This window comes from Rhizobium sp. BK512 (genome assembly GCF_014194915.1).
In the GTDB taxonomy this organism is placed as follows: domain Bacteria; phylum Pseudomonadota; class Alphaproteobacteria; order Rhizobiales; family Rhizobiaceae; genus Rhizobium.
In genome coordinates this window covers 909,664-923,267 of sequence record NZ_JACIAS010000001.1, presented here as the reverse complement: position 1 = coordinate 923,267, position 13,604 = coordinate 909,664, and the positions used below count along the sequence as shown (strand labels likewise).

Annotated in this window: 20 protein-coding genes; 11 read left to right on the top strand and 9 right to left on the bottom strand. The window is 61.2% G+C overall.

Annotation, left to right across the window (positions count from 1 at the left end):
- The first annotated feature begins 2 nt into the window (after positions 1-2).
- Positions 3-557: an RNA polymerase sigma factor gene (locus FHX06_RS04695; protein ID WP_007815244.1), complete on the top strand. Its 555-nt coding sequence runs from the start codon at positions 3-5 to the stop codon at positions 555-557.
- 165 nt (positions 558-722) lie between these two features.
- On the opposite strand, the gene FHX06_RS04690 is transcribed toward FHX06_RS04695, so the two are convergent.
- From FHX06_RS04690 to hemP, 7 genes are all read right to left on the bottom strand, one after another.
- Complete coding sequence (locus tag FHX06_RS04690) at positions 723-1,124, bottom strand: hypothetical protein (RefSeq protein WP_112971150.1); 402 nt, start codon at positions 1,122-1,124, stop codon at positions 723-725.
- Positions 1,125-1,132: 8 nt separating this feature from the next.
- Positions 1,133-1,477: a YqjD family protein gene (locus FHX06_RS04685; RefSeq protein ID WP_113209858.1), complete on the bottom strand. Its 345-nt coding sequence runs from the start codon at positions 1,475-1,477 to the stop codon at positions 1,133-1,135.
- Between the two features lie 115 nt (positions 1,478-1,592).
- Positions 1,593-2,402 (bottom strand): heme ABC transporter ATP-binding protein, encoded by an 810-nt coding sequence (locus FHX06_RS04680; protein WP_113209857.1) that lies wholly within the window; start codon positions 2,400-2,402, stop codon positions 1,593-1,595.
- A 10-nt stretch (positions 2,403-2,412) separates the two neighbouring features.
- Positions 2,413-3,522: a FecCD family ABC transporter permease gene (locus tag FHX06_RS04675; RefSeq protein WP_113116721.1), complete on the bottom strand. Its 1,110-nt coding sequence runs from the start codon at positions 3,520-3,522 to the stop codon at positions 2,413-2,415.
- A gap of 2 nt (positions 3,523-3,524) precedes the next feature.
- Entirely contained in the window at positions 3,525-4,445 is a 921-nt protein-coding gene (locus tag FHX06_RS04670; RefSeq protein WP_113209856.1) for a hemin ABC transporter substrate-binding protein, read from the bottom strand.
- Positions 4,446-4,456: 11 nt separating this feature from the next.
- Positions 4,457-5,506 carry a hemin-degrading factor gene (locus FHX06_RS04665; RefSeq protein WP_113209855.1) on the bottom strand — a complete coding sequence of 350 codons (1,050 nt, stop codon included), beginning with the start codon at positions 5,504-5,506 and terminating at the stop codon, positions 4,457-4,459.
- A gap of 19 nt (positions 5,507-5,525) precedes the next feature.
- A complete protein-coding gene (gene hemP, locus FHX06_RS04660; protein WP_112544040.1) occupies positions 5,526-5,711 on the bottom strand; it encodes a hemin uptake protein HemP in 186 nt (61 codons plus the stop codon).
- Between the two features lie 180 nt (positions 5,712-5,891).
- Between hemP and FHX06_RS04655 the strand changes: the two genes are divergently transcribed.
- The 6 genes from FHX06_RS04655 to FHX06_RS04630 all read left to right on the top strand — a co-directional run bounded on the left by FHX06_RS04655 (position 5,892) and on the right by FHX06_RS04630 (position 9,321).
- Positions 5,892-6,320 carry a hypothetical protein gene (locus tag FHX06_RS04655; protein ID WP_113209854.1) on the top strand — a complete coding sequence of 143 codons (429 nt, stop codon included), beginning with the start codon at positions 5,892-5,894 and terminating at the stop codon, positions 6,318-6,320.
- Between the two features lie 72 nt (positions 6,321-6,392).
- Complete coding sequence (locus FHX06_RS04650; RefSeq protein ID WP_113209853.1) at positions 6,393-7,823, top strand: energy transducer TonB; 1,431 nt, start codon at positions 6,393-6,395, stop codon at positions 7,821-7,823.
- Between the two features lie 109 nt (positions 7,824-7,932).
- A complete protein-coding gene (locus FHX06_RS04645; protein ID WP_112971143.1) occupies positions 7,933-8,340 on the top strand; it encodes a DUF2325 domain-containing protein in 408 nt (135 codons plus the stop codon).
- A gap of 15 nt (positions 8,341-8,355) precedes the next feature.
- Entirely contained in the window at positions 8,356-8,628 is a 273-nt protein-coding gene (locus FHX06_RS04640; RefSeq protein ID WP_112971193.1) for a hypothetical protein, read from the top strand.
- A 10-nt stretch (positions 8,629-8,638) separates the two neighbouring features.
- The gene (locus FHX06_RS04635; RefSeq protein ID WP_112971142.1) at positions 8,639-8,953 is read left to right on the top strand and encodes an antibiotic biosynthesis monooxygenase family protein; all 315 of its coding nucleotides are present in this window, start codon (positions 8,639-8,641) and stop codon (positions 8,951-8,953) included.
- The gene (locus FHX06_RS04630) at positions 8,950-9,321 is read left to right on the top strand and encodes a bleomycin resistance protein (RefSeq protein WP_112971141.1); all 372 of its coding nucleotides are present in this window, start codon (positions 8,950-8,952) and stop codon (positions 9,319-9,321) included. The genes FHX06_RS04635 and FHX06_RS04630 overlap by 4 nt, the downstream gene beginning before the upstream one ends.
- Before the next feature lie 35 nt (positions 9,322-9,356).
- Here the strand turns inward: FHX06_RS04630 and FHX06_RS04625 are convergent, their stop codons facing one another.
- Together FHX06_RS04625 and FHX06_RS04620 are read right to left on the bottom strand one after the other, a co-directional pair.
- Positions 9,357-9,728 carry a DUF423 domain-containing protein gene (locus FHX06_RS04625; RefSeq protein ID WP_112971140.1) on the bottom strand — a complete coding sequence of 124 codons (372 nt, stop codon included), beginning with the start codon at positions 9,726-9,728 and terminating at the stop codon, positions 9,357-9,359.
- 2 nt (positions 9,729-9,730) lie between these two features.
- On the bottom strand, positions 9,731-10,135 hold the full coding sequence (locus tag FHX06_RS04620; RefSeq protein ID WP_112971139.1) for a group II truncated hemoglobin: 405 nt from the start codon (positions 10,133-10,135) through the stop codon (positions 9,731-9,733).
- A 234-nt stretch (positions 10,136-10,369) separates the two neighbouring features.
- On the opposite strand from FHX06_RS04620, the gene FHX06_RS04615 reads away from it, so the two are divergent.
- The 4 genes from FHX06_RS04615 (at position 10,370) to FHX06_RS04600 (ending at position 13,315) form a co-directional block, all read left to right on the top strand.
- Positions 10,370-10,933, top strand: coding sequence for a TetR/AcrR family transcriptional regulator (locus tag FHX06_RS04615; RefSeq protein WP_112971138.1), 564 nt, complete (start codon positions 10,370-10,372; stop codon positions 10,931-10,933).
- A gap of 19 nt (positions 10,934-10,952) precedes the next feature.
- Entirely contained in the window at positions 10,953-11,294 is a 342-nt protein-coding gene (locus tag FHX06_RS04610; protein ID WP_183878226.1) for a DMT family transporter, read from the top strand.
- A 182-nt stretch (positions 11,295-11,476) separates the two neighbouring features.
- Positions 11,477-12,262 (top strand): ThuA domain-containing protein, encoded by a 786-nt coding sequence (locus tag FHX06_RS04605; RefSeq protein ID WP_113138828.1) that lies wholly within the window; start codon positions 11,477-11,479, stop codon positions 12,260-12,262.
- 9 nt (positions 12,263-12,271) lie between these two features.
- Entirely contained in the window at positions 12,272-13,315 is a 1,044-nt protein-coding gene (locus FHX06_RS04600) for a Gfo/Idh/MocA family protein (protein WP_112547868.1), read from the top strand.
- Positions 13,316-13,604: the final 289 nt, after the last annotated feature.

Here is a 13,604-nt window from a genome sequence, read left to right as displayed (position 1 = left end):
GCATGGAAAAAGCGCAACCGAGCTTCAAGCGCGAACTCCTGGCGGCCCTGCCAAGCCTTCGTGCGTTTGCCATATCACTGATCGGCCGGCATGACCGCGCCGACGACCTCGTTCAGGACACCATCATGAAAGCCTGGGCCAAGCAGGATCATTTCGAGATGGGCACCAACATGAAGGCCTGGCTCTTCACGATCCTGCGCAACGAGCTTTACAGCCAGATGCGCAAGAGCGGCCGCGAGGTGCAGGACAGCGATGGCCTGTTTACCGAATCCATGGCGACGCACCCTTCCCAATATGGCGCACTCGACCTGCAGGACTTCAAGAAGGCGCTGGACCAGCTGCCGCCGGACCAGCGCGAAGCGATCATCCTCGTCGGCGCATCGGGCTTCTCCTATGAGGAAGCGGCGGAAATCTGTGGCTGTGCCGTCGGCACCATCAAGAGCCGCGTGAACCGCGCGCGCCAGCGGTTGCAGGATCTCCTGCAGATATCAGGCGAGGCGGACTTCGGCCCCGACGCTACATCGGCGCCACTTACCTCGAAGGCTTTTGCCTTCTGATCGACGCCTTTCCTGGGAGGAAGGATGGCCGGCTGCCCTGCGGGGCGCCGGCTTTTTTGTTGGACCGATAGCGCGATTGCCTCAATCAACGACAGAGAAAAAGCGCAGCGCATCTTTGCGCGCGCTGCGCTTCTTGCGGCAATCGAAGAATGAGGAGGATGCGGATTAGTCGTCGCGCTTCGAACCCACCAGATTGGCAGCCACGAGAGCAGCCACGATGCCCGCGGTCAGGAGCGGTTGGGTGCGAACGAAGCCGAGGCCAACGGTTGCCAGAGATTCAAGTGCTGCGCGGCGTTCCCGGGCGCGGCGGGCTTCCTGATGGTTCATGATCGTCATGATCACGAAAACGATGATCGCGATCAGTAGAGCGCAGGCCGCCAGGAAGAGGGATGCGCCGATGGCGCCGTAGATGCCTGCCAGCCAGATGGCTCCGGCGGTGACGGCAAGCGCGTAGGCAGTCAGCAGAAAAAGCAACGCAACGGCGATGAAGATGCCGTTGCGCTTGGTGCGTTCCACCGTGCGGTGAACGCTGTTGCCGACGAGCAGGCTCAGGATCGGGAAGAGCATCGAGCCTCCTAGCGGCGCGCGAGCATGGCGACGAGCAGGCCAAAGGCGGCAGCGGCACCGACAGTTGCGAGCGGATGACGACGCACGGTGTTTCGCACTTCGCCGGCGCCGCGCAGGTAGCGCTGCTGCAATTCGTTCAGCAGATCCTCGCTGCGGCCGAGGATGTCTTCATAGCTTGCGGATGCCTGAGAACGCAGCTTCTCACCCTGATGGCGGGAGGTCTTGCCGAGAACTTGGGTGAGCTCTGCGAGCTCTTCGCGCAGGGCTGCGATCTGGTCTTCGACGCTGGTTTCGAGATTGTGAAGAGCGCCGTTGCGGCGGCTGCGGCTGGACTGGAAGAAGGAGTAGGCCATGACTGTCTCCATTGCTGGGCGCGATCAGCGCCGCCCGGTTTCACGCGGGGTCAGCACCATCAATGGCACGGAAGAGAGCGCCCGGCTTTGACCCAAATCATTGCGGACAACGCATTCAGGCTGGAAAGGTTCCTGAGTTGGCCAGCGCGCTATGGGCCAGGATGAAAGGCGTGCCGTCGCCAGGCACCGTGTTAACGCGCAGCGGGCAGCCGAACACCGTCTCCAACGTTTTGTCTGTCAGTACGTCGCGGACGCTGCCTTCAGCGGCCAGCTGGCCGGATTTCATCAGCACGATCCGGTCGGCGAAGAGAGCCGTCAGATTGAGATCATGCATGACGGCAATCACCCCGCCGCCGCGCTCACAGAAATCGCGCGCGAGCGTCATGATGGTCAGCTGGTGGCTGATGTCGAGGCTGGAGACCGGCTCATCCAGCAGCAGCCAGCAGGGTCTGCCATCGACGACCGGCTCGGAGATCTGGCAAAGCACGCGGGCGAGCTGCACACGCTGTTGCTCGCCGCCGGAGAGTTCCTGGTAGAAGCGGCCTTCGAAGCCGGTGAGATCGACGGCGGCCAGCGCTTTTGCGGCAGTCTCATCGGCCTGATCGGCATGGAGGTTGAGGCCGGAGGTCAGGCCCATGCGGACGATCTCGCGAACGGTGAAGGGAAAGGAGATGGCGTTCGCCTGCGGCAGGACCCCGCGGATGGAGGCAAGTTGCCACGGCCTCAATGTGCGCACCTCTTCGCCGTTCAGAGATACGGAGCCCTCATAGGCAAGCTCGCCGGAAACGGCCTTCATCGTGGTTGTCTTGCCGGAGCCGTTCGGTCCGGCAATGGCGGTCAGTTCGCCGGCCTTTGCGGTGAAGGCGACATCGCGGACGATGGTCTTGCCGGAAAGGCGCACGCTGGCGCCGGAAACTTCGATCATCGGTGCACACTCACAGGGCAAGGCGCGAGCGCTGCCGTAACAGGATCCAGAGGAAGAAGGGACCGCCAACGGCCGCCGTGATGATGCCGATCGGCATTTCGGCGGGTGCGACGATGGTGCGGGCGAGAACATCGGCGAATATCAGCAGCGAACCGCCGAGAAGCGCGGAGGCCGGCAGCAGGAAGCGATGGTCCGGGCCGATCACCATGCGCAGGATATGCGGAACGACGATGCCGACGAAGCCGATGCCGCCGCTGACGGCAACGGAGGCGCCGGTTGCGGCGGCAACGGTGACGATGGCGATATTCTTCAACCGCTGGACCGGCACGCCCATATGGAAGGCAGCCGCTTCGCCGAGCGTGATGGCGTTCAGGCCACGGGCCATGAAGGGCAGGGCGATGAAGGAGAGGAGGATGATCGGACCGGCCGCCGCGATCTTGATCCAGGTCGCGCCGGCAAGCGAGCCCATGCCCCAGAAGGTCAAGTCGCGCAGCTGCTGGTCGTTGGCCATATAGATGAGCACGCCCGTCAACGCGCCGGTCAGAGCGCCGAGCGCGATTCCGGCAAGCAGCATGGTAGCGACTGAGGTCTGGCCGTTGCTGGTGGCGACCCGGTAAAGCAGCAGCGTGGTGATCAGGCCGCCGCCGAAGGCTGCGAGCGGCAGGGCGTAGATGCCGAGTGCGAGGTAGAGGGGGGCGGCGACCGTGCCGCCGAGAACGATCATCACGACCGCGCCGAAGCCAGCGCCCGAGGAGACGCCGACAAGGCCGGGATCGGCGAGCGGATTACGAAACAGGCCCTGCATGACCGCGCCCGAGACGGCGAGCGATCCGCCGATCAGGAAGCCGAGGATGGCGCGGGGCAGGCGAATGTCGAAGATGATGATCCGGTCACGGGCGCTGAGCGCCGTTTCGTTGCCTGCCATGTTTCTGACGACGTCGAGAATGGAGGCGTCGGACGCTCCCGTCGTGACAGAGAAGAGCAGGGCGAAAACGGAAGCCAGGACGAGGAAGGCGATCGCCAGCAGGGCAAGCTCGGTTCTGTCGCCCGCCTGCCGGTTTCTGCTGAAGACCGGCAAAGAGGATCGCCTGTTTTCCATCATGGCTTCCGGTACGGCCATCATCAGCCCCCGTAGATTGCCGCGTTGAGTTCGCGAACTGCACTTGCCGTGCGCGGACCGAAGCCGAGGAGATGCAGGCCATCCATGCGGATGATCGCCTTCTTCTCGCCGGCCGGTGTCAGCGCGATCGACGGCTGGGCAAGCAGGTCGTCGTTTTTCGTGCCGGCGCCATCACCGCGGTTCATCATCAGGATCACATCAGGCCTGGCGCTGATGATCGCCTCGTCGGTCAGCGGCTTGTAACCCGGGAATTCACTGATCGCATTGACGGCGCCGGCAAGCTTGATGACGCCATCGGCAGCCGTGCCTGTGCCTGACGCCATGATGCGGCCGTTCTGGGCGCTCAAGATGAAGAGCACGCGCTTGCGCTCGCCCTCGGGGCGCTTTTCGGCATCGGTGACGGCGGCATCGAGATCGGCGCCGACCTTTTCCTCAAGGGCTTTCGCCTTGTCTGGCACGTTTAGCAGCGTGCCGACACGATCGATCTTGGCGATGATGCCGTCGCGCGTATAGGCATTCGGAACGGTCTCGAAGGGCACGCTGGCATTCTTCAGAACGTTCAGCGCTTCCTGCGGGCCGGAGCCCTCGACGGCGATGATCGCCGTCGGGTTCATGGCAAGAATGCCTTCCGGCGAGAGCGCGCGCATGTAGCCGACATCGGGCAGCTTCAGCGCCGCTTCCGGATACAGGCTCGTCGTGTCGCGGGCGATCAGCCTGTTCTCCTCGCCGAGCGCGTAGATTATCTCGGTGACGTCACCGCCGACCGAAACGAGCCGCGACGTATCGAGCTTCTTGTCCTCCGCGTGGGCGGGGCGCACAAAGGCATCGCCGACCGGTGCCATCGGAACCAGCGGGATCATGACAGCCGCAGTCAAAGCCAGTTCCCAAAGACGGAGCCGGCGCAGGTTGTTTCGGATTTTCATCGCTTTGATCCTTATGCGGCGACGCTTGCGGCCCGCGGCAGGTTTTCCATGATCTCGCGCCATTCGCTGCGCTCGTCGGAACCTTCCTTCCGCTTGCCGAAGAACTGGATGATCATGTTGCCGTCGGCATCATAGGCTTCGAGCGAGGTGACGTGGCCGTCCTTGGTCGGCTTGCGTACGGCCCAGGTCTCGGCAATGTGGTCCTGGCGCAAATGCAGATGGAAGGTTTCGTCGAGCACGTTGATCCACGGACCCATCGGCTGGACATTGAAGATCGGGCCGGAATGGATCTGCACGATGCCGTTATTGGCAACGAAGCACATGATCGGCAGGCCTGCCTTGACGGAGGCATGCATCATCTCTCCCGTCGCCGTATTGTCGAGCTTCCAGGCATAGTCGTCGCCGACGGAGCGCACCGCGGCCCGGCGGCCGATCTTCAGGCGCTTCAGCATGCCGAAGAATTCATGCGTATCGGTCATCTTGCTCCAGTTGTCGCGCAGTTCTTCCTGGGTGACATTGCCGTCTTCGTCGGAGGCAAAGGAGGCTTCGGCCTCGACGAATTCCTGGTTCTGGTCGTTGAGCTTCAGTTCGGCGACGATGCGATGATAGGCTTCGACATCGGATGCCGGGCGCAGGTGGATCTTGTGGACGGCATTGCCTGTCTTATCGAAATACTGAAGGCTGAGGCGTGTTGTGTCGCCATCCTTCTTGGTGACGGCAAAGGCGTGGACCCAGCGGCTCGGGAAGACGCGCAGATCGATATTCTCGCCGAGCACGATGGCGTTGTGCTCGCCGATCTTGATGTTTTCGTAGACGCCGATCTTTTCGTGCACGGCGCTTTCGTTGCGCGACAGTGCCATGACCTCGCCGAGATCGGCAACGCGCTCCAGGAGTTTCGCGGCACTGGCATCGATGCGCACGGCACTGATGCCGACTTCGGCGGCGACGAGGGCGGCCTCGGAAATCTTGAGCTGCGCGGCAATGTCGCGCTCGCGCATCTTCGGATTTTCAGCGCGGAACGCGCGGATTTCTGATGGTGCCGGTCTGGTCTGCTCGGTCATGTTCTACCCTGCTATGAGCTTACTTGTTGAGAATGAGTTTGCCCTGACGGGTGATCTTCAGGCGATAGATCACGCCGTCGTGCCTGATCATGATCTCGTTGGTGCCGGCAAAAAGATCGCCGCTTTCGAGAACACGGATCTCGGCCACTGCTGGCTCGTTGCGCAGCTGTGCGAGCTTAAAATTATCTGGCTTTTCAACCATCATTTCGGTCGGCTTTTCCCGTGATTGCGGGGGTGAAGGCCCCGTTCCGGCTACATTTATCTTGACTCTCATACTCATAGTTTTTTAAAGACGCAATAATAGAAGACAAAAGCAGTCAAGTTTTTGGCCGCGCTGTTTTGAAGCCGCCTGATGGCGGTCAATTTGGTCTTTGGAGAGGCGATAATGAAGGGTCGGTTTGCCGCTTTTGCGGCTGGTGTGCTGTTTTCGGTTTCGGGCGCGGCGCAGGCCTTTGCGCAGGATGCAGCGGCTTCCAAGCTCGATGTCGAGCTCAACGCGCTGACGCCCTCGCAGAAGGGCTGCATGATGACCTTCGTTGCCGAGAACAATCTGGCGACGCCGATCAACAAGGTCTCCTTCGAACTTGCCTTCTTCAACGACAAGAATGCCGTCGACCGTATCACGGTGCTCGATTTCCGTGACCTGCCGCAGGGCAAGAAGCGCGTGCGCCAGTTCGATATGCCGAACGTAAAGTGCGAGACGGTCACGCGTGTGCTGATCAACGACACGCCCGTCTGTGACGGGCCGGCGGCCGGCGAATGCATGAAGGGTCTCGTGACCCGCTCGCAGATTTCAGTTCCTTTCGAAGGCTAAGACCAGGTCGAAGGCCAAGACCGGGCCGGGAGGAAACCCGGTGCGCATGTTTCAGGTTGTCCGAGGCGTCAAATGGCAATTTCAGCGAAATCCAGATCGAGACACGTGCTCATCGAGGAGGAGGGCGCTGACGAGGGCCTGAACGACAACAATCCCGGCATGCATCCCGGCCACGAGCTGGCCGATCTGCGCAACGCGCAGCGCCAGCCGGCCGGAGAACAGGTCATCCATTATGCGCGGTTTGCGCAGATCTCCTCCTTCCCCGATCATCCGGAAGCCGCTCCCGCCGCTCCGGTGACACCATTGCCGATGGATGCGGCGGTGGAGAAGCAGGAGGACGAGAAGGCGCCGGTGCGGCGGCGGCTGACACTGACCTGCATCTGCTCGCTGATCTTTCACGCGGCATTGGCGACTGCGCTGATCGTTGCCTTTCCGAAAGCGCCTGAAGAGGCGATCGAAGAAGCCGGCCAGGCGATGAGCGTTGTCATGTACGGCGATTCCGATGTTGACCAGGCGGCAGCTGGCGAGACGGAAACGACCGTGCAGCAGGAAATTATTCCAGAGGCTGTCCAGCCCGACACGATCCAGCCGATGCAGACAGCGGAGGCGCAGCCGGAGACCGTGCAGCCGACCGAGGTCTCGCCTGTGACGACGAGCGAGGTTTCGCCCGTCGAGATGCAGGAGGCGATCCAACAGGCGCCAGCGCCGGAAGTGACGCGGGTCTCGCCGGAAAATGCCGCGGCTGTCGAGCCCGAAATCCTGGTATCCGAAGTGCCGGCGGAGGAGTCCGTCGCGCAGCCGATGTCCACGATCGTTCCGGAACAGCAGCAGGTGCCGGTCGATGCGGTTTCGCCTGAGATACAGCCCTCCGAAGTACAGCCGACCGAGACACAGCCGACAGCGGTGCAACCCACTCAGGTCCGGCCGACCGAGGTGCAGCCTGCCGAGACCCAGCCCGAGGCTGCGCAGACCCTGCAAGAGGTGAAACCTTTCGAAACGGCTGAAGTCCAGCCGGAGCCGGAACAGCCCGAGGAGGTTGTCACGCCGACCCCGAAGCCGAAGGTGACGGCAGAGGAAAAGCCGAAGCCGGTTGAGAAGAAGCGTCCGCCGCAGAAGGCTGCCGGCAGGAATGGCGAGCAGCAGCAGAATTCGCAGCGCGGCGTTGCCGACGGCGATCCTTCGGCCCAGTCGGACCGCAATTCGCAAGCCGCCAGCAACAATAATGGGGTCGGCACCGCTGAGCGCGCCAATTACGGCGGCAAGGTTCGCGCCCGCATTCGCCGCGCGCTTCGCGAGCCTCGCGGCGTCGATGGGACGGCCGGCGTGACATTGACCATCGGCGGCGGCGGCAATCTTGTCTCCGCCGTCATCTACAGGAGTTCCGGCGTTCCTGAGATTGATCAGGCCGCTACCGATGCCGTGCGGCGCGCATCGCCGTTCAGCCCGCCGCCGGGTGGGCAACCCGTGAGTTTCAAGCAGGAAATTCAGGTCGGTAGGAATTAAATATGATAAAAATAATCAACTTTATACTTTACTCTAAAAATCAAGTTTAATAAGGTCCCGGTCGCACACGCAGGAATCGTGTGACGATCAACGAGCGAACGGGTGGTAAATGGCTCGAAAGGCGAAGAAGGGGGCGAACCGGGAGATCCGCGTTCAGGCCGATCAGGAGGCACAACAGTCCTCCTCGGGGCGCTCCAAGCTGGATGGCCGCAGTTTCCTCTATGTCGGCGGCCGCGATTGCCAGGTGGCGCATCTTCGCCAGATCGCCAGCAGCTTCGGCGCAGAGCTGATCCACCACGATGGCGGCCTTCGCGAAGCCGTTTCGCGTATCGACACATTGCTTCCTTCCGTGGACTGCGTGTTCTGCCCGATCGACTGTATCAGCCACGATGCGTGCCTGCGTGTGAAGACCGGCTGCAAGAAATTCAGCAAGGCCTTCATTCCGCTGCGCAACGGCAGCAAGTCCAGCCTGGAACGTGCGCTGCAGACGATGAACGAACGAGACAGTTCCCGATGAATGGACATTTTTTCGATGAATAGTGGGCACCCCGACGGGTTTACGATGATCGGCCTGCACAAGCTCGCCGCTCACGGTGGTGACGGCCTTGTGCCGGAGCTCTACGAAGTTTTCCTTGAGAATGCCGCCCGCCAGCGCAGCTATCCCAATGTCGTGCTGTTTCCCGCCTGGGAAGCGCGCATGCCCGGCGAAGCGTCTGTAAAGCCCATTGGCGTGGATGCGGCCGACGGCAATAATATCGTCGCCTTTCCGTCCTATTCCGGACGTGCGACCCAGAAAAAGGCGTGAGGAGCTTTTGATGTATATCGCGATGAACCGTTTCAAGGTGGCCGCCGGTGCAGAGGGCGATTTCGAGAGTGTCTGGCGCAATCGTGATTCCAGCCTGTCGCAGGTTCCGGGTTTCGTCGAATTCCGCCTGCTGCGCGGCAAGACCAATGCGGAGGAGAGCTATACGCTGTTTTCCTCGCACACGCTCTGGCGCAGCGAAGAGGATTTTCTGAACTGGACGAAGTCGGAGAATTTCCGCGCCGCCCACCGCAATGCCGGCGACAACAAGGGCCTGTACAAGGGGCCGCCGGTGTTCGAAGGCTTCAACGTTGTGGATGGCATATGAGCGGCGATCCCGATCGCATCGAGGTGATGCCGGTTCTGCCGTCGCTCGACATTGCCGAGACGCTTGCCTTTTATCGGGATCAACTCGGCTTCATCAAAATCGTCTACGAGGCGAGTGACTATCTGATCGTCAGACGCGGTGAGATGGAACTGCATTTCTGGCTGACCGATGATCGAAGCCTGCCGGAAAAGACATCCGTCTATCTGCGTGGCGGCGGGATTGGCGCGCTTCATAGGGAATACAGTGCGAAGGGTATCGAGCGCCTGTCGGATATGGCGGTGCGGCCCTGGAACATGGAGGAATTCTATATCCATGATCCGCACGGCAATCTTTTGCGCTTCGGGCGAATACCGCAGGCGAGCAGCTAGCATCTCCCCGGCGGGGAGAAGGGGAAGGCAAAATTCTACGCCCGCACCCGCCAAAATGCGCTCGCTGAGACGGCCAGCCATCCCAGCATCATCGCCCAGCCACCTGTCGGGGCCGCATAGGGGAACATGCCGGAGCCGGTGAAACGCAGCGTCATGAGGTCACCCGCAAACAGCACTGTTCCCACAATCATCAGCAAACCGGCGAGCCAGGCGGTTCTAATCTTGGCGGCGCCAATTGCCAGCGCCAGCAGGGCCGGGGCGTGGGCCAGGCACATGGCGGAGGCCGAGGCGGCGAGATGTGCATCGCCGCCGCCATGGGCGGCAAGGGCGGCGAGCGCCACGCCCGCAAGGCCGAACAGGCCGGCAAAGAGATAGAGCACCGGCTCCAGGCGCGCGTTCAGGCTCATGGCTATTCCTTGTTTTGCATGTGATGGGCGAGGCGCTCGACCGGTGCCCAGATGAGGTCTCGCAATGCCTGGCTGGCGATCGTTTCATCCATGGCCTGGCGGAAGCAGAGCAGCCATTCGTCGCGTTCGACGGGTCCGATTTCGGCGATGAAATGGCGACTGCGCAGGCGGGGGTGGCCGCGCTTGTCGGTATAGAGCGGCGGGCCACCGAGATAGCCGGTCATATATTCGTAGAATTTCTCTTCGCTGCCTTCAAGGCTTGGCGGATGCACGGCGCGCACGTGCCTGGCCTCCGGCAGCGTATCCATCAGTTCGTAGAAGCGATGCGTCAAGGCGCGGACAACAGGATCACCGCCGATCGCGTCGTATAGTGTGGTGACGTTCGTAGTGGTCTTCTCTTCCGGCACAAAACCATCCCTTAAATACCCGTCCCGGCGCTGCACGCCCCCTGCGCCGCTCCGGGCTTTATAGCATCCGAACGCCGTTTCCGGCTTATCGGCCCACCGCTTAGATGCACCCGATCAAAAAGGATCGCAACTGTCATCAAAACGCCGCGTCATTTCGCGCATAATCCCTTGCAGGGCAGGAGATTCGGCAGATTCTTCTTGACAAAACCGTCCGGACGGTATCTTTGTAAATCCATGTCAAACGCTCATCATCGCAAGAAACAACCCGTGCTCGTGCGCCAGCAGTTGCTGGAGGTCGCCGCACGTCTTGCCGGTGAGCAGGGCATGAGCGCTGTTACGCTCGATGCGGTCTCGGCTGCATCAGGCGTCAGCAAGGGCGGATTGCTGCATCACTTCCCGACGAAGAACGCGCTGCTGGACGCCCTGTTCGAAAGCCTGCTGGAGAGGTTCGACGCCGATATAGACGAGCTGATGCGCGCCGATCCGCTGCCGCAGGGCCGTTTCTCTCGCGCCTATCTGCAGGCGGTATCCGGGCTGAAGGATCGTCCCGACGATTCTAGGAGCTGGACGCAGGTGACGATCGCGCTGCTTGCCGAGCCCCGGCTGCGCCTGCGATGGCGCCAGTGGGTGGCGGCGAGAGCCGAGGAATATATCGGTACCGACTCGGCGCTCGACACGCTGATCGTGCGTTTTGCCGCCGACGGTCTGTGGTTCGCGGATACGTTGGAAAGCCATGATATCAGTGGCGCTCTGAGGCGAGAGCTGATCGCCCGCCTCATCGAGCTGACCCACAAGTAGATTGAGAAGGAATACCGTCATGAACCCGGCTGCCGTCTATGGGCTGCTCGTTGCAGCCATCGTGCTTGAAGTTATCGGCACGACCGCCCTCCAGCTCTCCCAGCAGTTCACCCGCCTCGGTCCGACCGCGCTTGTCGTTGCCTGCTATGGGGCTGCCTTCTACTGCCTGTCGCTGACGCTGAAGCACATTCCCGTCGGGATCGTCTATGCGATCTGGAGCGCTTTGGGAATCGTCTTGATTTCGTCGGTCGGGTTCGTGTTTTTCAAGCAGCGGCTCGATACGCCCGCCATTATCGGCCTCGGCCTGATCGTAACAGGCGTGGTCGTCGTCAACCTGTTCTCCAAGACCGTTTCTCATTGATGTGAAAAGGGGTTTTTCCCGCCGCAGGGAAGGGAAAAATCCTCTTTGTCAAAATACCGACAAAGGTCTATGTCTTCCTCTGACGCGGAGGAGGGACTGCTTTGGCTGGCCATCTTCCCAAAGCGCTTTGAATCCCGCCTTCCTGTTTGCCAAAAATCCAAAGGTTCTAGAGGAGCATAGTCATGGCCATTCGCACCGTCGTATGGGGAGAGAACATCCATGAGACAACCAATGAGATCGTCCGGGGCATCTACCCTGAAGGCATGCACACGACCATCGCCAAGGCGCTGAACACGGATCCGGCGATTTCGGCGACGACGGCGACACTCCAGGAGCCCGAGCATGGTCTCACCGAAGCCCGGCTTGCCGAAACCGATGTCCTGACCTGGTGGGGTCACAAGGATCATGGTGCTGTGTCCGACGTCGTCGTGGAGCGCGTCGCCAAGCGGGTCTGGGAAGGCATGGGCCTCCTGGTGCTGCATTCCGGCCATTTCTCGAAGATCTTCAAGCGGCTGATGGGCACTCCCTGCGCACTCAAGTGGCGTGAGGCGGGTGAACGTGAGCGGCTGTGGACGATCAACCAGCGCCATCCGATCGCAGCCGGTATCGGCGAGCATTTCGAACTGGAAAACGAGGAAATGTATGGCGAGCAGTTTTCCGTTCCGGAGCCGCTGGAGACAGTGTTCATCTCCTGGTTCCAGGGTGGCGAAGTCTTCCGCTCGGGCCTGACCTGGCGGCGTGGTGCCGGCAACATCTTCTATTTCCGTCCTGGCCACGAAACCTACCCGACCTATCACGATGCAACCGTGCAGAAGGTGCTGATCAACGGCGTGAAGTGGGCCTATAACCCCGAGGGTGCATTGAAGAGCATCACCGATGCTCCAAATGTGCCGGTAGAAAAAGCACTGGAGCCGATCGTCGAACGCGGCCCGAGACTGCATCAGGCCGGCGAAGCCGGTTACCGCTGAGGAGCATCCATGCGACTACTCGTTCTTGGTACGGGCGTGATGGCGAAGAACCAGCTCGCCCACTTTATGAATATCGACGGCGTGACCGTAGTCGGTGCCGTCGATACGGATTCAGACCGTCTGGCCGCCTTTGCCGACAAGTTCAACATCGAGAAGCGGTTTCTGACGCTCGACGAGGCGATCGCCTGGGGCGAGTTCGACGCGGCGACCAACATCACGCCTGACCGGATCCACCATCCGACCACCATGGCGTTGATTGCTGCCGGCAAGCATGTGCTGTGCGAGAAGCCACTGGCGGAGAACTATCCGAAGGCGCTGGAGATGACGGAAGCGGCCGAGACCGCGGGCGTGATCAACATGGTCAATCTCACCTATCGCAACGTTGCTCCCCTGCAGCGTGCACGCGAGATGGTGCTATCGGGCGAGCTCGGCACGATCAAGCATGTGGAGGCGTCCTACCTGCAAAGCTGGCTGGTATCACGCGCCTGGGGCGACTGGCGCACGGAATCGACCTGGCTCTGGCGTTTGTCGACGGGTCACGGTTCGAATGGCGTGCTCGGTGATGTCGGTATCCATATCCTGGATTTTGCCGCCTATGGCGCGGCGACCGACATCGATCACGTCTTTGCGCGGTTGAAGACCTTCAACAAGGCGCCGGGCGGGCAGATCGGCGAATACATGCTCGATGCCAATGACAGTTTCACCATGTCGGTCGATTTCGCCAATGGCGCCCTCGGCGTCATCCATGCCAGCCGCTGGGCGACCGGTCATCTGAACGAGCTGAAGCTGCGCATCTATGGCGAAAAAGGCAGCCTGGAAGTCATCCACCGCCCAAGCGGTTCCGAGCTGCATGGCTGCCTCGGCGACGATGTCGAAACGGCGACCTGGAAGCCGGTCGACGTGCCGCCGGTTCCAACCAATTACCAGCGCTTTGCCGAGGCTGTGGCAACAGGCGTGCAGCTCGATCCGAACTTCCGTCATGCGGCGAACCTGCAGAAGGTGCTCGACCTTGCGATGGTAACCGAGCGCGAACGCCGCGAGCTTAAAGTCTGATATTTTCCCTTGCAGATTGAACACCGACGCGCTCGCAGCGCGGCGGTGTCATGCGGCAATTGATCGCTAAAACCTGTACTTAAGTGTACTTGAGCGACGCCCAGCACTAGCCATATTTACTCGATGGCCAACGCGGAAACCGTCCTAACGGCTCCTGCGGAAGGCCATGTCATACCCAAAGCATTTCCGTTTTTCTTCAAAAATACGGAAGCGCGCTTTTCTTCGTTATGACGCAATTCCGGATGCAAAGCCGCTGTGCATTTTTGCTGGAATTGCTCTAGTCGGCAAC